20 protein-coding genes are annotated in these 17675 nt (G+C 43.0%); 13 read left to right on the top strand and 7 right to left on the bottom strand.

Annotation, left to right across the window (positions count from 1 at the left end; genetic code table 11):
• Positions 1 to 86 precede the first annotated feature (86 nt).
• The 9 genes from QFZ78_RS06020 to QFZ78_RS05980 all read left to right on the top strand — a co-directional run bounded on the left by QFZ78_RS06020 (position 87) and on the right by QFZ78_RS05980 (position 7117).
• Positions 87 to 974, top strand: coding sequence for a LysR family transcriptional regulator (locus tag QFZ78_RS06020; protein WP_307546120.1), 888 nt, complete (start codon positions 87 to 89; stop codon positions 972 to 974).
• A 99-nt stretch (positions 975 to 1073) separates the two neighbouring features.
• Complete coding sequence (locus QFZ78_RS06015) at positions 1074 to 1763, top strand: response regulator transcription factor (RefSeq protein ID WP_307555512.1); 690 nt, start codon at positions 1074 to 1076, stop codon at positions 1761 to 1763.
• A gap of 88 nt (positions 1764 to 1851) precedes the next feature.
• The gene (locus QFZ78_RS06010; RefSeq protein WP_307546119.1) at positions 1852 to 2775 is read left to right on the top strand and encodes an ABC transporter ATP-binding protein; all 924 of its coding nucleotides are present in this window, start codon (positions 1852 to 1854) and stop codon (positions 2773 to 2775) included.
• Positions 2768 to 3529: an ABC transporter permease gene (locus QFZ78_RS06005; protein ID WP_307546118.1), complete on the top strand. Its 762-nt coding sequence runs from the start codon at positions 2768 to 2770 to the stop codon at positions 3527 to 3529. Before QFZ78_RS06010 ends, QFZ78_RS06005 begins: the two co-directional genes overlap by 8 nt.
• A gap of 33 nt (positions 3530 to 3562) precedes the next feature.
• Positions 3563 to 4462, top strand: a complete 900-nt coding sequence (locus QFZ78_RS06000; protein WP_307546117.1) for a sensor histidine kinase — start codon at positions 3563 to 3565, stop codon at positions 4460 to 4462.
• A 108-nt stretch (positions 4463 to 4570) separates the two neighbouring features.
• On the top strand, positions 4571 to 4762 hold the full coding sequence (locus QFZ78_RS05995; RefSeq protein ID WP_307546116.1) for a hypothetical protein: 192 nt from the start codon (positions 4571 to 4573) through the stop codon (positions 4760 to 4762).
• Positions 4763 to 5035: 273 nt separating this feature from the next.
• Positions 5036 to 6145 carry a GRAS family protein gene (locus QFZ78_RS05990; protein ID WP_307546115.1) on the top strand — a complete coding sequence of 370 codons (1110 nt, stop codon included), beginning with the start codon at positions 5036 to 5038 and terminating at the stop codon, positions 6143 to 6145.
• Positions 6146 to 6339: 194 nt separating this feature from the next.
• Entirely contained in the window at positions 6340 to 6489 is a 150-nt protein-coding gene (locus QFZ78_RS05985; RefSeq protein ID WP_307546114.1) for a hypothetical protein, read from the top strand.
• Between the two features lie 268 nt (positions 6490 to 6757).
• Positions 6758 to 7117 carry a hypothetical protein gene (locus QFZ78_RS05980; protein ID WP_307546113.1) on the top strand — a complete coding sequence of 120 codons (360 nt, stop codon included), beginning with the start codon at positions 6758 to 6760 and terminating at the stop codon, positions 7115 to 7117.
• Positions 7118 to 7353: 236 nt separating this feature from the next.
• Here QFZ78_RS05980 and QFZ78_RS05975 read toward each other — a convergent pair whose 3' ends face one another.
• From QFZ78_RS05975 to QFZ78_RS05955, 6 genes are all read right to left on the bottom strand, one after another.
• A complete protein-coding gene (locus tag QFZ78_RS05975; protein ID WP_307546112.1) occupies positions 7354 to 7854 on the bottom strand; it encodes a CBO0543 family protein in 501 nt (166 codons plus the stop codon).
• 4 nt (positions 7855 to 7858) lie between these two features.
• Positions 7859 to 8029, bottom strand: coding sequence for a hypothetical protein (locus QFZ78_RS05970; RefSeq protein ID WP_307546111.1), 171 nt, complete (start codon positions 8027 to 8029; stop codon positions 7859 to 7861).
• 778 nt (positions 8030 to 8807) lie between these two features.
• Positions 8808 to 8966: a hypothetical protein gene (locus QFZ78_RS05965; protein WP_307546110.1), complete on the bottom strand. Its 159-nt coding sequence runs from the start codon at positions 8964 to 8966 to the stop codon at positions 8808 to 8810.
• A gap of 171 nt (positions 8967 to 9137) precedes the next feature.
• Positions 9138 to 10256: a mandelate racemase/muconate lactonizing enzyme family protein gene (locus tag QFZ78_RS05960; RefSeq protein WP_307546109.1), complete on the bottom strand. Its 1119-nt coding sequence runs from the start codon at positions 10254 to 10256 to the stop codon at positions 9138 to 9140.
• Positions 10257 to 11285: 1029 nt separating this feature from the next.
• Positions 11286 to 11771, bottom strand: a complete 486-nt coding sequence (locus QFZ78_RS38460; protein WP_373461002.1) for a CBO0543 family protein — start codon at positions 11769 to 11771, stop codon at positions 11286 to 11288.
• A 247-nt stretch (positions 11772 to 12018) separates the two neighbouring features.
• Entirely contained in the window at positions 12019 to 13482 is a 1464-nt protein-coding gene (locus QFZ78_RS05955) for an oligosaccharide flippase family protein (protein WP_307546108.1), read from the bottom strand.
• 410 nt (positions 13483 to 13892) lie between these two features.
• Between QFZ78_RS05955 and QFZ78_RS05950 the strand changes: the two genes are divergently transcribed.
• A complete protein-coding gene (locus QFZ78_RS05950; RefSeq protein ID WP_307546107.1) occupies positions 13893 to 14057 on the top strand; it encodes a hypothetical protein in 165 nt (54 codons plus the stop codon).
• 427 nt (positions 14058 to 14484) lie between these two features.
• On the opposite strand, the gene QFZ78_RS05945 is transcribed toward QFZ78_RS05950, so the two are convergent.
• A complete protein-coding gene (locus QFZ78_RS05945) occupies positions 14485 to 14652 on the bottom strand; it encodes a hypothetical protein (protein WP_307546106.1) in 168 nt (55 codons plus the stop codon).
• A gap of 199 nt (positions 14653 to 14851) precedes the next feature.
• Here QFZ78_RS05945 and QFZ78_RS05940 point away from each other — a divergent pair, with 199 nt between their 5' ends.
• The 3 genes from QFZ78_RS05940 to QFZ78_RS05930 all read left to right on the top strand — a co-directional run bounded on the left by QFZ78_RS05940 (position 14852) and on the right by QFZ78_RS05930 (position 17513).
• The gene (locus tag QFZ78_RS05940; RefSeq protein WP_307546105.1) at positions 14852 to 16090 is read left to right on the top strand and encodes an MFS transporter; all 1239 of its coding nucleotides are present in this window, start codon (positions 14852 to 14854) and stop codon (positions 16088 to 16090) included.
• 66 nt (positions 16091 to 16156) lie between these two features.
• Positions 16157 to 17011, top strand: a complete 855-nt coding sequence (gene mle, locus QFZ78_RS05935; RefSeq protein WP_307546104.1) for an alpha/beta fold macrolide esterase — start codon at positions 16157 to 16159, stop codon at positions 17009 to 17011.
• Positions 17004 to 17513: an anthrone oxygenase family protein gene (locus tag QFZ78_RS05930; protein ID WP_307546103.1), complete on the top strand. Its 510-nt coding sequence runs from the start codon at positions 17004 to 17006 to the stop codon at positions 17511 to 17513. The genes mle and QFZ78_RS05930 overlap by 8 nt, the downstream gene beginning before the upstream one ends.
• Positions 17514 to 17675: the final 162 nt, after the last annotated feature.

Below are 17675 nucleotides of genomic sequence, written 5' to 3'. Positions count from 1 at the left end.
AGTCATCGTACTTGAAATCGTTTATTTATTCCAACGCATTTTATGTTATGATATCATTGACTTGAGGGAATGAATGGAGGTGCAAAATGGAACTTCTTCAACTGAAATATTTTCTCGCGGTAGCTCGTTTGGAACATGTGACCGAAGCTGCACGAAGTCTGCACGTTACTCAATCGTCACTAAGCAAAACGATTCAACGCTTGGAGGAGGATTTAGGGGTCCCTCTTTTCGATCGAATAGGGAGGAAGCTACGTTTGAATGAGTTCGGAAGCAGATTCCTTCGGCGTGCAGAAAGGGCTTTGTTTGAATTAGAACAGGGGAAGCAGGAGCTTAGCGATTTATCCAGCCCGGAATACGGCACACTCGAATTGGCGGTGACCACAGCAAGCACGTTACCAAATATCCTTCGAGAGTTTCGGAAAAAGCAGCCCTATATCCAATTTCATGTGCAAATGCTGACCACTCTGGAAATGGTTACGCTTCTCCATAGAGGAGAGGTCGATTTCTGCTTGTCCTCACCTCCTATACAAGGGGACGACATTGAATGTCAAATCGTGTTCATCGACCCGATCCTTGTAGCTGTTCCAAAAGGGCATCGGCTGGCAGACCGACGTAGCGTATCCTTGACAGAACTAAGGGATGAATGGTTTGTCGGTGTAAAAAGAGGCTACGGTACTCGCGATCTAGTGGACTCTATATGCAAATCGGTTGGATTTGTACCTAAATATGTGTATGAGGGAGATGAACCTGCAAGGCTAAGCACTCTTGTGGAAGCCGAAATTGGCATAGCCTTCATACCAAGCACGGCAAGGTTTTCACAGGAACATATCATATATCTCCAAGTAGAGAATCACGAATTGGTACGGGAAATAGCTTTATTATGGCACAGGAGTCGATATATTTCGCGGGCTGCTCTGGAGTTCCGTGAAGTCGTTGTAGAATATTTTGAGACGTTATCCAAACAGACAATTTAATCATGCTGCACAACTCCTTTCAGTTTTTGGAGGAATTTCTGATTAACATGGCTTATGGTAAATAAATGAAAGTAAACTTACTGATAGAAGGTGTAAATGATGGATAAGATCATTCACATTTTAGTAGTTGAAGATGATAATGACATTAACCAACTACTATGCAAAATTTTAAAGAAAAGCGGTTATTTCCCTCAAGCTGCCTATTCCGGAACGGAAGCCCTGATTTATTTGGAAAGACAGGAATGGGACATGGTATTGCTTGATTTAATGCTTCCGGGTCTGACAGGAGAGGAGCTCCTTGTTAAAATACTCGAACAGAATTCGATACCTGTTATCGTAATCTCGGCTAAAGAAGAGCAACAGACGAAAGTTGCAACCCTTCGTATCGGGGCAGATGATTATATAACGAAGCCATTTGATATCGAAGAGGTATCGGCTAGAATTGATTCTCATTTAAGAAGGTACAAACGTTTGGCCAGCATTGCTCCAAGCAATCGAATCAAGTACAAGGACATTAGTTTGGACAAAGATACGAAGGTCGTAACCATCAACCACAATGAAGTGTTACTAACCGCAAGAGAATTTTCAATTCTAGAGCTTTTCATATCCTTTCCGAAAAAAGTATTCTCTAAAGCGAATTTATTCGAGAGCGTATGGGAGGACACCTTTGTGGGGGATGACAACACCATCAACGTACATATCAGCAATCTAAGAAACAAACTATCCAAAGCGAATCCCGAAGAGGACTACATAGAAACATTATGGGGAATGGGGTACCGCCTCAAATGAAGACTTAAGGTTTTCTTAATAATCCCTTTATGATCACTTATGTCTTGCCTCCGATAATGAAGCTATTACATAGAGAGGTCGTGAGATCATGAGTGAATATGTATTACAGTCCAATAATTTGACTAAGATCTACAAGGCGGAACATGCGCTTAATCGAGTGAATATGTCCATTAAAAAAGGTGCCATTTACGGTTTTATTGGTCAAAATGGTGCGGGCAAATCGACTTTGATCCGTATCGCCAGTGGGTTGGCTTTTCCGACAGAGGGTTCCATCGAATTGTTTGGTAGGAGGGAAGCAGAGGAACTGAGCGAGGCGAGGAAACGAATCGGATCGATCATTGAAAGTCCGGCTTTATATCCGCATATGACAGCTCGAGAAAATTTAGAGACGCATAGGCTTCTAAAAGGGATTCCGGGCAAAGCTTGCATCGAGAAAACCCTAACATTAGTCGGACTCCAAGATACGGGTAGGAAGAAAGCAAAAAACTTCTCTTTAGGGATGAAGCAGCGTCTAGGACTGGCAATTGCCCTACTTGGAGATCCGGAGTTCCTGATTCTAGACGAACCGACGAATGGCTTAGATCCGATGGGGGTTGTTGAAATGCGAGAGCTCCTCAAAAAGCTCAATCGCGAAAACGGGATTACCATTTTAATCTCCAGCCATATACTAAGCGAGCTTCATCTACTGGCTACCCACTTTGGTATCATTCATAAAGGGAAGCTCCTAGAACAGTTATCAGCCAAAGATCTGAATGAGAAATGTCAGCATTACCTGCATATTAAAGTGAATGATATTGGGAAAGCAGCTGCCGTTATCGAAGAGGAGCTAGCTACTTCTGAATTTGAGGTTATGCCGGATGGGACGATCAAGCTATACCAATTTGTAGATACGCCTGGCAAAGTTTCTGTGCTATTAACAGCTGCAGGACTGGTCATCGAACAATTCATGCCGATGGGTGAAGATTTGGAAGGTTACTTTACCAGCCGAATTGGAGGTGAGCAGAATGAATAATCTCATTCAATCAGAATGGTATAAGCTGCGAATGGATCCGTCGTTCCGAACGCTCATTCTTATTATAGTGGGCCTCTCTTTATTTTGGCCATTGTTCCAGTACTTTGACCATATTGCGGATGGGGAGACACAAGCAACAGGAATTGAGATGTTCATGGATGCCATTTCAGGGAACCCGAATATTTTTAAAATAGCGCTCTGCGTACTGGCAGGCTTCTTTATTTCAAGTGAGTACTCCACGGGAGTCATGAAAAGCATTGCTTCAAGCGGGAATAGAAGAGGCAGGATTTTTACGGCAAAATTATTGGTATTCAGTCTAGGTACCGTCATACTTGCGCTTATATTCCCTGTTATCAACATGACTGTTAGTACGCTGTTCTCCGGATTTGGCGAGTTGCCGGGTGAAGCGGGCTTTATATATGTCATCCGAACGATTGGACTTACCATTCTATGCGTCACAGCGCTTGCTTCAATAGCCACATTGTTTGCTACGCTTATGGCCGAAAGTGGTAAAACCATTGCCATTACGATCGTGCTATTCTTAAGCATTGACCTCCTCTTTGGTATAGTGGGTCAGTATATCCCTTTCATCCGAAATTTGTATGAATATACAGTGTTCAAGCAGCTGTACGATGTGGGGACGGTTGCACCAGAAGGTGGGCAGCTGCTTCGGATGATAGGGGTGCCGGTGATGACTTTTGCCTGTTTCGGTTTTATTGGCGCATGGGCGTATCGTCGGAAAGAAATTAAGTAATTAGGGAAAGCGGGTGAGATCAGGTTGGTTTATGTGGTTATAGTTGCAGTTGTCATTGCGGCCGCTGCTCTCATTCGCTTATATCTGTTGAAGAAAGAAATGAAGCGAATTCATCATCAGTTACACGACTACAATCAGGGATTAACGGGGAAAAAAATCGACCTCAATTTTTTGGAACGCGACCTCGAACAACTAGCGGGGGAAATTAACAACCTAATGGATTTGGTAGCAGATGCGAAATCGCTCAGAAGACGGACGGAGTACGAACTGAAACAGAGTATTTCGAACATTTCACACGACCTGCGAACGCCGTTAACTTCCATTCTCGGGTATATTCAGCTGCTGGAATCCAATCAATTGTCCGAAGAGGAGAAGCAAGAATATGTATCGATTGCCAAAAGCCGAACCAAGAGGCTGCAGGTGCTGCTGAACGAGTTTTTCGAGTTATCTGTTATCGAATCTATGGATTATGAGCTAAAGATGGCGAAGGTGGATATAGCCGCCTTAATCCCTGATATTTTATTGGGCTTCTACGATAGGATGAATGAACACAATAGGGAGGCGATCATTCAACTTCCCGAAGAAAAGATCGTCTTGAATACGGATGAATCTGCCATAAAGCGTGTGGTTGAAAATCTGATCACCAATGCGATTCATCATTCCAATGGACCAATCTGGATCAGCATGGAGATGCTGAAGTCGACGGTTGTATTGTCCATTCGCAACGAAGCTAAACATTTGACACCAAGCGATTTGAACATCCTGTTCGACCGATTTTATACGGCTGATCGATCTCGATCAGGCAAAGGAACAGGACTGGGACTATTTATTGCAAGAAGCCTAATGGTCAAAATGAATGGAGAGCTGACCGCAGAGTTACTCGGGGATCATCTTGTCATGAAATGCGAGTGGAAGTTAAATAAACAAATATGAAAGGCTCCCTAATATGAGGGGGTCCTTTCGTGCGGGTTGTATAAGCATTTGCCTACGTCTGCTTAGGATTGGTGTAATTATGCGAACTATGAAGGAGGCAAATTTATTATGAAGCTTCGCTGTGTGATATTAGACGACTATCAGCAAGTGGCGTTGACTAGCGCGACAGAGCTGAAGCGTATGCGTCCTTCGGCATATCTGATCAATACGTCCCGTGCTCCGATCGTGGCCAAGTTAGCCTCGGAAAGCCATGTGCGGGAAATCCGCATGCACGGTATGACGGGGAGTCCGAGGGAGTAATCCCTCGTCTTACCCTACTTATGTCACGATGCAAATCAGCTCCTCTTCGGCAAAATCGACCGAAAGTATACTTTAAATTATACCTATGGATAATACCGCCTGTCGCTGTGATCTGTGAAAATAAGGTAGTAACACTGTCCAGCAAGCCGAAGACTGAGCCGGTCGGCTCCCTGGGAAGTATTCCCGGTTTTTTCCCGAAACATGGGACTGTCCTTCCCAAGACATCGGGACGTTGCGGATGGTAAGCTTATTAGCATTGGACCACTAGAAAGGATGATAATAATGACGCTTTTGCAATTACCTTCTTACGAGAAGCTCCGGTCATTGCTGCTCGAATCGATGGTTGACGGAGGCGGAACGGTTGCCCGGACGCAGCTTGCCCGTTTCGCGGAGACATTGGAGATCGAGGAGAATCCGGGCGATATGCTGCCTTATTTATTCGCCGCGGCTCTGATGAAGAGGCTGGACCCCGTGAGGAACGAACAAATGAACCTCTACTTGCGGAAGTACGATGTTCCGCAGATCACGCTGTTTAATTTGCTAGCGCAAAAATATCCTTTGGTCGCAAACGCTTCGCGCCTTGCGAACAGCCTGCTGGCCCGCTATGTCCATCCCGGCGAACCTGTTTCGTTCCTGGAGATCGGGATTGGCACCGGACGTCAAATCGTATCGCTACTGCAGGAGCTGGCTCTTCAAGATAGACGCCCTTCGTTGATTGAGCTGTTTGCGATCGAACCGAACGAACAGTGCTTGCAGCAAGCGCAGGAGAACGTTATGCAAGCCGCCGAAAGCTGCGGAATCCGCGTCGCTTTTCATCCGATTCCGTACGAAGTCGAGAGAATGCCCGACGAGATTTGGAGTAGGTTGGCCGTAGGTGGCAGCATGCTTGTCAATGCTTCCTTCGCGCTGCACCACATTCGCGATACGCATGTGGGATCGGCAGGCAAGAATGGCGTATTACGCAAGCTTTGCTCGCTTCGTCCGGCCGTCGTCGTCATGTGCGAGCCGGATTCGGACCATCAGACGTCCGATGCGATCAGCCGGTTTGTCCATTGTTGGGAGCATTTCTCCCTAGTATTCGAATTGATCGATTCGTTGGATATACCGTCAGAACAAAAGCGCGCGCTGAAAGTTTTCTTCGGTCGTGAGATCGAGGACATTATCGGAAACTCTGAGCATTTGCGCTGCGAACGGCATGAGTCAACGACCGATTGGATCAAGCGGTTGGAACGGGCCGGTTTCTCGCCGAACCCGGACATGAACGGCTTGTCCCTGCACATACCCCGGGTCGTATCGAGCGCATCGGATGAATGGTACATCGGTCTGGGCGCCGGAGACATCAATCTCGTTTCCGTTATTTGCGCCGTTCCGAAAAAAGGCTAAAATAATAAAGTGAGGTGATGGGATTAAGGAAATCGACAACCCTCTATAATAATAATTGCATCTTTTGTACTATTTATTTTGCAGATACATTTGGTAATATTTATCAAATGAAGGCAATCTTAGAATTAATAGAATGCTGCGCAGCGTTCATAGGAATGTCGTATTGTCACTATAATCAAAAGGATGGGATAATAATGAGTGAAGATACAAGGTATCAGAAGTGGACCAAACTTAAAAAGCATACCGTAGATGCTGGATTAAAAGTATTTTACAGTGGTTTGATCATGTTCGCTCTTCTACCTTCGGTTTATGGTGCTGATTGGCCTGAGAGATATTGGTGCTGAAATCTAGCCAAACGATGCATTTGATTTCTTTGACTAGTTCACTAGAATAGATTACATCCTTTTTTTAACACTTCTGTAAGATAAAGTGGTTATCATGAAAATCCACATAAGGAAAAGACCTTCTTAGCTAATAAGAAGGTCTTTTCCTTATGTGGAGTGTTGATCTTGGATATCAAGAACTTCTAGTGCCGTGTTTTTTTTCATAAATACATGAACATTTTCTATAATGGGCGAATATCCTAACGATAGTTAAAGGAGGGATAGGCGCGTGTATCAAATGAATCCTATTCAAGCTAACCCTATGGGTGGCGATGCAAAAACATTATGTCAAAGATATTTGAAGTACCATGTTATTGCGCAAATGAGAGACGGGTCACAGTTTGAGGGAATTATCGATGATATGGACGATGATGGCGTCACTATGTTAGTTCCTGAAGAGGTTGATGGCGAAGAAAGGGAAAATGATCCAACCAGACAACCATATGGTCAAAGGAGATATCGCCGATATCGCCGGCAGCATTTTCCATTTATTCATTTTGTATTTCCATTCTTCAGACCTTACCCATACTACCAACCATATTATCCTTATTATCCTGGGTATGGATATGGATACGGCGGAGGATATTAGACAACTCTCATCGGCAAAAGGCCTCTTGCTGGAAGGAATAAAGAAATAAAAATAAACCGTTCTTCCTGAAAAAGGGAAGTGCGGTTTTTTGTTTTTATAAGTTTAATTAACATGCCCAAATATAATCTGCTTTTCATGTTTCTTTAAGGTATGGGCTGACGAAAGTAATATACTGATGCTATTCTACTGCCAAAAGGTACATGAACACCGGTGAATATGAAATACACTTAGACAGATTATATGAGCTTAATATGGAAAAAGAATAATAGACCATAAACAATGGGAATGGAGATTATGTACGCTATTAGTGGCCGAGAGTGATGTAGTTTAATCATTGGAAACATTATCATATCAAAGATAACTGAATAACCCATATTCCATCCATTTTGATAAGTTATCCTGCCTGATACAAATAATATGACTTCTGCGCAAACATAGATGCCGATCCATAGGCATGTGTGTCGAATTTGCTTTCCAATTGTTTTGGGGTATCTAGATAGATAAAGCAAGATTGAAAGTGGAATTGTGACAACAGCATAAATAATAATTGTGACAGATTGGTTGTATAAGAAATCTGGGTGAAAGACCCACAATGCTTGATCCCAGCTAGTTAAAAATTCATACAAGAATCCAGCTGCAGTAGTGTATAACATAGAAGAGTGGAACTGCCTCCAATTCCTCCAATCGGACCATCGCCATGCTGTTAGTATGGTAATTAAAGCTAAAGTAAGATGCATGGATCTACCTACCTTTATCATACAATAAACATGATTCTATTATTATTAACCTTAGGAATTTCATTGTGTGGTTGGAATATGATTTTGCTAGTTTATCTCTTTCAGCTGCTTGTGGCGGCTGTTCCAACCAACCATTCTGTATTAAAATATCTGTTCCATCTTTTGCAAAATTCAAAACTTCCGATTTAAATCGAACGCAAATTTCTCCTAATCAGTCGTTTGACCAAGACTTCTGCCATAATGTGCAATTCCGGCTGAGTTTAACGTGGCAACATGGAACATCATTAGTTTATCTGAATGCGGGGCAATGGTTGATTATTTGCGATTTCTGCAGACGTTAATAAAATCTATGCTCGGTTTTGCATATTATCATCTTTCTAAAAATTGTTATATTTAATATTTCCTCAGTTTGCATTACTATTCAATATTTTTGCACTGATGTAGAGCTAAGGGTAGTCGGAAAGATCCGGTGGCGCTTTTTTTTGGTTATTTAACCAGAAACATAATAGCTCAAGAAATGCCTTAGGCTCTTATTGTTTATTAGTATATTTATAAAATTGTTGGATAATTTAATGTAAATTGAATCATGTTAGGGGAAATATATGAGCATTGAAATAAAACCTAGGCAACCTAAGAAGTGTCGAGGATGCATATGGGGCAATTGGGATGGATTGAAACAGTACTGTAGTAAGATAAAATGTATTAAATGATATGAAAATTATTTCGGAAATAAAAAGTAAAAAGTTTTTTCATTCCAAGGTTTTTTGTATTATTAGGTTGGCCTTTTTTTATGGCGTTGGAGCTATTAGAGGAATGGCAATTGAGTCTAATGAGAATATAAATCCGAAAGCGTATTTCACTTCGTCGGTCTAATGAGAAAAAACCGATTAACAGGTATTTTTGAAATAACCTTTTAACGGTTTTCAATTATCCTTTTTTTGCTTACATAGTAATCAGCTCTGATTGCGGTTAATGAACGGAACCGTTGTTTCTTCCGGATGGTCTATGTCCGTATCTCCGTAGAATTCGCGATCCATTCGAATGTTTGCTTGTTCAATCTCAGACTTGTCCGATAGCAAACGTTCACTTGCGGTCTCTTTCTGACGATCCATCTTCAACACTCCTTTCAGGCGCTAGTATGTCCGTCCTGTAGGCGTTTATTCAATTGGTAAGGGCTCTAGTCCATCGCCTTGTACCCAAAACGATCGTTGAGAAGCTCGTTTCGCGGCATATCTTTTTTCCCTTAAAGGAGAACAAAGCTCGAAATATGCGTATATTTTGTACTATACATAATTGCTCCCGTCCCAATGATAAAATGCAAGTATATCAAGATCGATCTCGATGCCGATTCCACTACCACTTGGAATAGCGACTTCCCCATTCAATGGACGAACCGGGACCAATTTAGCAAAAGGATTATCCATTACGTCCCATTCCAGAGGTTCGATAGAGTCCGTTCCCATTTTGCTCCAAGGCTCCAAATTGGCATGAGCAAAAATAGCGTATAATCGTGATAACGCTCCGTCATAAGTATGTGGCGTTACGCGAATCCCAAAACTTCTTGCTAAGTTTAATGCTTCCCTATAACTGTCTATTCCAGCTATATGCAGAGGATCGGGAGTAATATAATCCAAAGCATTCTGGTTAAGAATAGGAATGTAATCTGCTGCATTTTCAATATTCTCGCCGCCGGCTAAAGGAGCAAACAAACGGTTTCTTAACAATGCGTATTCAGCAATGTATCGGAGCTTCAGCGGCTCTTCAAACCATAGAAAATTGGGCCAAGTTTCAAGTAGAGACTGCCAGCGTAAAGTAGCATTTACGTCATAACTTTGATTGGCGTCCAAAGCCAAATTAATCTTACCTTGTAACAAGGTCTGAACTAAAACGATATGTTGTTGATCCTCGGAGATTGATTTTCCGCCTATCTTTAATTTGATTTTATCAAATCCTTGATTGAGTACCTTTTCAATAATCCTTAGGGAATGATCTTTCCAATCTGCTTCTTCCGAATAGGATTGAAATGAGGCATAGACGGGCACTTTCTCTCGAAACTTACCTCCCCAAAGGTCACACACCGAGATACCGCATGATTTGGCCATAATCTCGGTTAAAGCCATACTCACGGCTGCAGACGAGCGGGAATGCCATTTTTTCAAAGTCGAAACTAAATTGCTTCTGTCAGTGACTGACTTACCGATCAAATAAGGAATGATTCGTTCGTGAAAGCCTTTTTGCAAGGTTGGCAGCCAATCGACGCATTCACCCCAACCTTCGATACCAGTGTTGGTCGTTATTCGGATCAGATAACAGGTGCGGTAGGCTTTTATACCGTTGGCATCTCCATATGGTTTGGGAAGACGATATAAGAGTGGAAATGTTTCGATTTTATGAATTTGCAAAGGGTTTACCTCCCATAATTTGTATGATCTAACACCCTGCGAATTCTTTATTACGTTATTCATGCAATTGAACAAGCGGATGCCACAAAGTGCAAAGCAATGGCAAAGTAAATTTTCAATATATAATGCATTCTTCGAAGATGCTTACAAAACGGCGGAGTTTCAAGAGTGGAAGCCGGGGGGTGGTGTAATTATTCCACATATCTATGCTATGACTACTCAAAAATAGTTGTAGGATTGAGCATATCGAACAGAGAGTTAAATGTCATTTCTGTTATAAGCCAATTTTAAAGGCCCAAGGGAGGAGTATCCTTGGGCTTTATTCCTTCAAGTACCATTAGTCATCAATAGCTCTAAGGTGTAACATTATTATGGGTGATGAAGATAATGTTTATTCCTCCAATGCTTTTGACGATTCATCCACATTTGCGTAGCTAAGATTGTGGCGTTAGATGAACATGAAAAAGATGACTTCGAAGCATGCAATTATCGTTTTAAGTCTAGCAATGTAAAACAAAAGGTTGTCTACTGCGATTTTGATATTTTGTACACCGCAACGTAGATGTGACGGTCTTGCCGTTAGAGGTTCGCAAAGGATTACTTGAAGAGGCTGTAAAATGTGCTTGGAACTAGGAATTACCCAGTCAGCCTGCCAGCTACCAGTATTCGAGGAATTCATTGTATAGGTGCACCCTTTAAATGCACACAATAATAGTGCTTCAAAATGACTTTAAGGGTGGGATAAAATCATGTCAACACACGACCAACAACAAGAAAATCATGCTAAAGACCAGAAAGATAACAAACCAAATCATGGAAGTAGAAAAAAGAAGAAGCAGAAATAATGGCATTAATAATGTAAACATAATTTAGGTGGTTAATAAAAGCACGAAAAAGCCCGAGGATTCTTTCCTTCGGGCTTTTTGTCTGTCCGGTGCTTCTAGTACAAGAGTTATCTTCGTGAAATTTCTACCACCTCACATAAACAATAAATTCCATGAACTTCCACGCCAAATGGGTTTGACTGATTCAACCCACTCCTTTGCTCCTTTCTCTTTCTTCCGCTGTTCGGATAAGGACCATTAACAGTTTCAGGAACAAAAAAAATGTAAATAAAGTTACAAAAGAGTGCATCCAGGTCCAACTGTAGTATTTAATTAATTCGGTATACCTTTCTAAAAGAAATTCCACTGTTGTCATTAGAGCACTATATAAAAAAGCCTGTGCCAATACCCCGACATGCTTCGAACGTTTCGTTGTTAGGTTGAAGAGAACATTTATCGTTGGGAATGCAAGATAATCGAACAAAACCGCTGATGAGAAGTATTGACTGAGAAATCGGACGGGATGTTCGTAATAATGCTGTTCAATTAGAATTACGGGAATAAAACTGCTAAAAAACACGGTAATTAGAAATACGTATAAACAATCTCTGATAAGTGATTTCTTTAAGGTTATGAGTAAAATAATTAAAGAAAGAACAATAGCAGACCATTGAATAATTTGATTAAACATTTGGCTACCTCATTTCAAAAATCTCACCTAAATGTAAAAATGATTCATGAACTATATATTTCCAAGAGTGAGAATGTTTAATACGTACACGTAGGGTTTATTAAGCTCTAACGAAGAACGATTTGTTATGAGGAGTTAATTTTCAAAGGCTGTTATTTGAAGCGCTAAGAGATTCCTTATGGATTCCTAATCACTCTGATACAACAACTCCAACCAACACAAGAGTTCGTTCCGACATATTAACACCTTACGCAGCATTTACCCTAGGTTTAGGATTTTTCTCAATCCTTATCGTGAAGCTGATTAAAGCAAGAAGTCCTACGCAAACGAAGAGGGGAAACCAGCTATTTGCAACTCGACCGGCCACCATAATCGCAATCATCACTAGTGTCGGCAGCAATGGCTCGCCGTAAGCCTTCCACCAGTTAAGGGCAAACTTTTCATAGTAATAAAATCCGATCATTGTCAGGGCGGATACGGCCCAGCCTCCGGTATATATCCAAACTGCGAGTACAGGACTGCTAGAAGCAACCAAAGGTACAAAAATAACAACGAAAATCCCGGCGGCAATCATGACCCAGAAGGTGGATTTCGTTTTGCCAATACCCGCCATAATACTTCCCCCTAGACGGCCAACGGATGAGAAGAGGACGCCTAGCGCCATTAAGCGAATGTACGCAGCGGAATCGCCTGTTGAATAATCCGAGCCAAATAAAAATCCATTAATCTGATCTGGAAATAAACAAATGATTGCTGTTAACGGATAAAGCAAGAGGTTGTTGTAACGGATGCAACTCGTACCACGCCGCTTGCTTTCTTCAACATCCTGCGCTCTCTCTGCAACAAAGGGCAGTGTGACTATCATGAACGCCCATGTGATGATTCCGATAAAGCCGGTAATGCGAAAACCGTTTGCTAGATAACCTACGGCCAATACGGAACTGGAACCTACCATCATGACGAGAAAAGGCTGCTGAAACGCCTTCGCAATATTGCCAGCCCAGGAAGGCAGCCCGTATGCCAGCATGCTTTTGATCTCCTGAATCGGAAGCGGACCGAACCATCGAGGTTTATGCACACGTTCAACTTTGATGCAAATAAAAGAGGCTGTCAGGAGTGCCCCTACGCCCATCCAAAGTGAAATGTTTTCAAGCAAATTAATGCCGCCACGAGGCAAAAGCACGCCAAGTACCGTACCGATCGTGGACAGTGCCGTCGTGATAACCATAAAGAATGCTTGCGTTCCGAAATCTCGGTTTCCTGAGAAGGAAGCAACACCAATGTTTAGAATCGAGTTGAAAAAAAACATGATCGAGCTCAGCATCAATGCCCCTCGAAGCTCTGTCAAATGGTAGTAGTTCGCTAATAGCGGAGATAAGGCGCAGAGCAGTAATCCAATAAAGAGACTGAAAAGGGTGCTGCCTGTTAAGGCGACACGGAAATTCGTTTGAACCGCTTCCAGAGGTTTTCGCGAAAACGCATAAATTAAGGAAGAGTTGAAGCCGAAATTGAGAAAAAGCGAGATCATACCGAAGATTTGCAGCAATAGGTTGACCTCGCCAAACCGATCGGGATCGTTGAGCTCCCGGGCGAGTATGATACTGCCTACGGTTTGCAACATTTGATTGATAAAAAGTCCGAGACCGATGATGGAAACATTTCGAAGTAAAAAACGCTGTGTCTCTGTTAAATTGAAACGCTGTGTACGCATGGGGACGTCCCCTTTTTCATGGATTAGGTCTAACGCTGAGATATCTAAAGCGTATCAAACACCTTATTGCATGACAAACCAAGAATTTGAAGGAAAACGGAGAAAAATAAAGATATTCATTGCATTTGACGGGCTGCTAATTCCTGTAAGAGAAATATGGGCATTGCGTAAGTAAAAAAAGGAAGGAGATTCAGTTGGCACACTATTGCTGATGTGATGAATAGACATTTTCCTGAAGAAAAACATTCTTTTACGATGCTAGAACTATTAAATGAATCTCGTAGAAATGCTTTTATTAGAGTATAAATCACTGATTTTGACGTCCCATATCTTGGTATAATTTCAGGTCCAAAGGCAAAAACTATATTGGATTTGAAGAATCAACCATACCTTAATAATGGAGGGATTTTATGAGTAACAGCTTAGATGCAATTAAAGCCGATCAAGCAAACTTTCTGGACAAAACTGAGGATGAAGTAAAAGAGGTTGCTGCCACAACTGATGTGAATGAAGCTGTAGAAGCCGTCACAGCTCATATTAACAAATACGATGAGCAAGAAGATGAGACAACTTAATAAAGACATTGATATCTCGGCTTAATGAACTTCAGGGCTTTATTATTGATTTGCTGTTAGGAGATCCAACAGAATCCGTAGTTAAACTAACGATAAACTATAGTTGAGGGGCTATCTTCGCGGCAGCTCCTCTTTTCTTTATTTATGAAGTATGTTTCCTTTTAAATGTTAGTTACCTTGTTATTTTTTCAATTCAACTTGTGTATGTAATTAATAATTGGTAGATGATAAATGTCTATAATCACCTAAAAGCTTTCTCGGATCGCTATAAATCATTAAGCCGACGGGGAAACGAGTTCAATAAAACAGCGGCAGTTCAGACTTATTTTCTCAGTCCATGGCTGCCGCTGTTTCTTATATTGGGGTCAGTCTAATACTTATTTTACGAAGTCTGACAGATTGTAATTCGAAAAGAAGAGTGGAATCATCACATCCAGACTAAAAATACGTTATTTTCCTTGAACATCAGGTGCGTTTTAATAGCCGAATTAATTTCGGCATACGAATATTTAAGCCTCGCTTTTAAATCAGCCAGCTCATCCATGACGAAGACGATGCGCTCCCCACTCCACTCTTGCGAGCCGTTCCGTTCCATGCTCGTATAGCACCGGTTCATTTCTGCCTCGACTATATCTGCTATACTGGCCACGTCATCAAGTGTCGTTGCAAACCCTTTCGTTATCGCCAGGTCTTTATAGGTATTTATTAGAGTTTGAAAAAAGGATAATTGTCCATTCCGACCGAACTATTTAGTAAGGTTAAAGGCTAGTTGACAGAGTGAATGGAGGAAAAAGATGTTTAGCTTATCCAGGCTTCCCAAAAATGCGCGCGGCTGTCTTCTGTACGAGCCGCTGTTTCTAATCCCGTATAGCATGTTCAGCACGTATGCTACTATTTATATGTTTGAAATGGGGATGAGCGAGACGACAATCGGCTGGGTCACCACGCTGACCCTGCTTGTGCAGGTATTCTCATCCTTCATCAGCGGCTATCTGACTGACAGGCTCGGCAGGAAATGGGCGCTACTTTATTTTGACCTGCTCAGTTGGACGGTCGGCACCCTGCTATGGGCGGTATCGCAAAATATTTGGTTTTTTATCGTCGCGGCCGTCGTGAACGGTTTTCAGCGGGTTCCGCATACCGCATTCTACTGCTTACTTGTGGAGGATACCGATCCAAAGGACCGGACCTTCGTCTTCTCCGTTCTTCAATTCGTTGCCATGCTTGGCGGCTTGTTCGCTCCGCTCGGCGGACTGCTCGTCGCGCATTACGGCCTGATTCCCGGCATGCGGATCATGTATGTGCTCGCCTGCGTATGCATGACGATTCAATTCGTCGGACGGCATTTTGCCACCCGCGAGACGGAGATCGGACTTCGTAAAATGGTGGAAACCCGCAGCGTAGGTTTTATAGCCGGGCTGCGTGAGTACAAAGGGGTTATCCGTGGCATGGGGGAGAATAAGTCGCTGCTGATGATTTTCGGCGTCTATATTCTGTTCCAGTTCCAGCTTACGATGAAAGGCACCTACTTGTCGCTCTTTCTAGTGGATGATCTTAAGCTGGACAGTGGTCTTGTGTCTATATTCCCGGCCATAACTTCTATTATTATGCTCCTCTCGATGTGGCTGCTGCTGCCCCAGCTGAGCGATAACAGACTTCACTCGGTCATGCTGTGGGGCTTCTTCATTTCGCTGGTGTCCAATCTACTGCTGATCCTCCCGCTCCCCGGGATGATGTTCTGGCTGATCGTCAGCACCGTTCTCGCCGCGGCGGGTACGATGATGACGTATCCGTATTTGGAAGCGGCGGTCGCGAACGCCATTGACGACGAAAACCGCGCAAGCGTATTTGCCATGCTGTCTGTACTGATTCTGCTTGTCGTATCACCGTCCGGCATTATTGGGGGATGGGCTTACCGCCTCGATCCTTCCTTGCCGTTCCTATTAATTGTTCTATCGTTCGCGGCAAGTATGGTGCTGCTGGTGCTGCATAAAAGGAGCGCCGGGCGTGAAGAGACGAAGGTTGCTGATTGAGGTTTTGAAGCGTCAGGCAGTCGGCCTGTGTTTTTTATTTTTTTAACAGTGAGGAGAGATCTTGAAATGAGCGAACAACTGTTTAAAATAAACGGAATCGAACTTTGTGCAGAAAGCTTCGGCAACCCGGAACACCCGACTATATTACTGATCATGGGTGCTCAAGCGTCCATGGTATGGTGGGAAAAAGACTTCTGTCGACGTCTAGCCGCCAAAGGTCGCTTTATCATTCGCTACGATAATCTTGATGTCGGTCGGTCCGTCACCTACGAACCCGGCTATCCTGAATACACCTTTGAAGATATGACTGACGATGCTATCCATATCTTCGATCATTTTGGAATCGCACAAGCCCATATTGTAGGCATCTCTATGGGCGGCATGCTGACTCAAATCCTGGCTTTGCGACATCCAGAAAGAGTTTTGACCGTTTCGCTACTCTCTACATCGAATTTCGCCCCAGACCTCCCACCGATGGGAGACAAGGTGATGGATTATTTCTCCAATGCGGCGGAGACAGATTGGACGAATGATGCAGTGGTCATTGCTTTTACGGTTGGCAAATGGAAAGTTCTCGCGGGTTCGAAGCATACGTTTGATGAGAAAAGAATTTATGATTTAGCTTCAGAAGAAGTCAAAAGAAGCCGTAATATGGCGAGCATGAACAATCACGGCATGGTGACGGGGGGAGAATTCTATTTGGTAAGAACAGGCGACATCGACGTCCCCGCTCTGGTTATTCACGGTACTGAGGATCCGATTATACCTTATGAACATGGAGTCGCTCTTGCCTGCGCTATACCCGAAGCGGTTTTATTACCCTTAGAAGGGACTGGTCATGAGCTTCACCATGAAGACTGGGATACCATCATTGACGCGATTTTCAATCACACCCAGTTGGAGATGAATAACCATGAATAACCTGCTCTATTATTTAACCTTTGCGTCCGCAATGGGATCCGGCTTGCTTGCTGGCATATTTTTTACCTTCTCGGCATTCATAATGACCTCGATAGCCCGGCTTCCGGCAGAGCAAGGCATATCTGCCATGCAGTCCATCAATACCACTATCTTACAATCGTTGTTTATCTTGGTCTTCATGGGCACAACCTTTCTAAGCATCATCCTGGGAATAGCATCATCCATCAAATTAGGTACGGTTGGAGCAGCATATGTGCTTACAGGCAGTCTGCTCATTTTCGTCGGCGCATTTCTGGTGACAATCGTATTTAACGTACCCCTAAAACGATACCTTAGCCTCTGTGACTTCAGGGAATCCCGAGGGAACTCGAGTGTGGAGAGAATATCTTGCCGGTTGGATGCCCTGGAATCATGTACGAACGATAGCTTCAATCGCTGCTCTGGCTTGTTTTATCATCGCTCTTCGCAAATGGTAGGCTCTATGTTGAATTTCTCTGCCTAAAATTACACACCCGTCAGTTGGAGAGAGATTCAACTAACGCGGAACGTTTGTTCAGTCAACAACAAACTATAGCTTAATAAACATAAGGAGAAGGCTGCCGACAGGAATGGATCGGCAGCCTTCTCAGTTAACAGGCAGGCTAACATGGTGGAAAATGCCATA

This window comes from Paenibacillus sp. V4I5 (genome assembly GCF_030817255.1).
Taxonomy (GTDB): domain Bacteria; phylum Bacillota; class Bacilli; order Paenibacillales; family NBRC-103111; genus Paenibacillus_E.
Note: the sequence above shows the minus strand (reverse complement) of the source record. Positions and strands in the feature narration are given on the sequence as shown.

What these genes read in the sequence shown, in the direction of transcription:
- QFZ78_RS06020 (WP_307546120.1), top strand. Translation starts at nt 87, where the DNA reads ATGGAACTTCTTCAACTGAAATATTTTCTCGCGGTAGCTCGTTTGGAA.
- QFZ78_RS06015 (WP_307555512.1), top strand. Translation starts at nt 1,074, where the DNA reads ATGGATAAGATCATTCACATTTTAGTAGTTGAAGATGATAATGACATT.
- QFZ78_RS06010 (WP_307546119.1), top strand. Translation starts at nt 1,852, where the DNA reads ATGAGTGAATATGTATTACAGTCCAATAATTTGACTAAGATCTACAAG.
- QFZ78_RS06005 (WP_307546118.1), top strand. Translation starts at nt 2,768, where the DNA reads ATGAATAATCTCATTCAATCAGAATGGTATAAGCTGCGAATGGATCCG.
- QFZ78_RS05995 (WP_307546116.1), top strand. Translation starts at nt 4,571, where the DNA reads ATGAAGCTTCGCTGTGTGATATTAGACGACTATCAGCAAGTGGCGTTG.
- QFZ78_RS05990 (WP_307546115.1), top strand. Translation starts at nt 5,036, where the DNA reads ATGATAATAATGACGCTTTTGCAATTACCTTCTTACGAGAAGCTCCGG.
- QFZ78_RS05985 (WP_307546114.1), top strand. Translation starts at nt 6,340, where the DNA reads ATGAGTGAAGATACAAGGTATCAGAAGTGGACCAAACTTAAAAAGCAT.
- QFZ78_RS05975 (WP_307546112.1), bottom strand. Translation starts at nt 7,854, where the DNA reads ATGCATCTTACTTTAGCTTTAATTACCATACTAACAGCATGGCGATGG.
- QFZ78_RS05965 (WP_307546110.1), bottom strand. Translation starts at nt 8,966, where the DNA reads ATGGATCGTCAGAAAGAGACCGCAAGTGAACGTTTGCTATCGGACAAG.
- QFZ78_RS38460 (WP_373461002.1), bottom strand. Translation starts at nt 11,771, where the DNA reads ATGTTTAATCAAATTATTCAATGGTCTGCTATTGTTCTTTCTTTAATT.
- QFZ78_RS05955 (WP_307546108.1), bottom strand. Translation starts at nt 13,482, where the DNA reads ATGCGTACACAGCGTTTCAATTTAACAGAGACACAGCGTTTTTTACTT.
- QFZ78_RS05950 (WP_307546107.1), top strand. Translation starts at nt 13,893, where the DNA reads ATGAGTAACAGCTTAGATGCAATTAAAGCCGATCAAGCAAACTTTCTG.
- QFZ78_RS05945 (WP_307546106.1), bottom strand. Translation starts at nt 14,652, where the DNA reads ATGGAACGGAACGGCTCGCAAGAGTGGAGTGGGGAGCGCATCGTCTTC.
- QFZ78_RS05940 (WP_307546105.1), top strand. Translation starts at nt 14,852, where the DNA reads ATGTTTAGCTTATCCAGGCTTCCCAAAAATGCGCGCGGCTGTCTTCTG.
- mle (WP_307546104.1), top strand. Translation starts at nt 16,157, where the DNA reads ATGAGCGAACAACTGTTTAAAATAAACGGAATCGAACTTTGTGCAGAA.
- QFZ78_RS05930 (WP_307546103.1), top strand. Translation starts at nt 17,004, where the DNA reads ATGAATAACCTGCTCTATTATTTAACCTTTGCGTCCGCAATGGGATCC.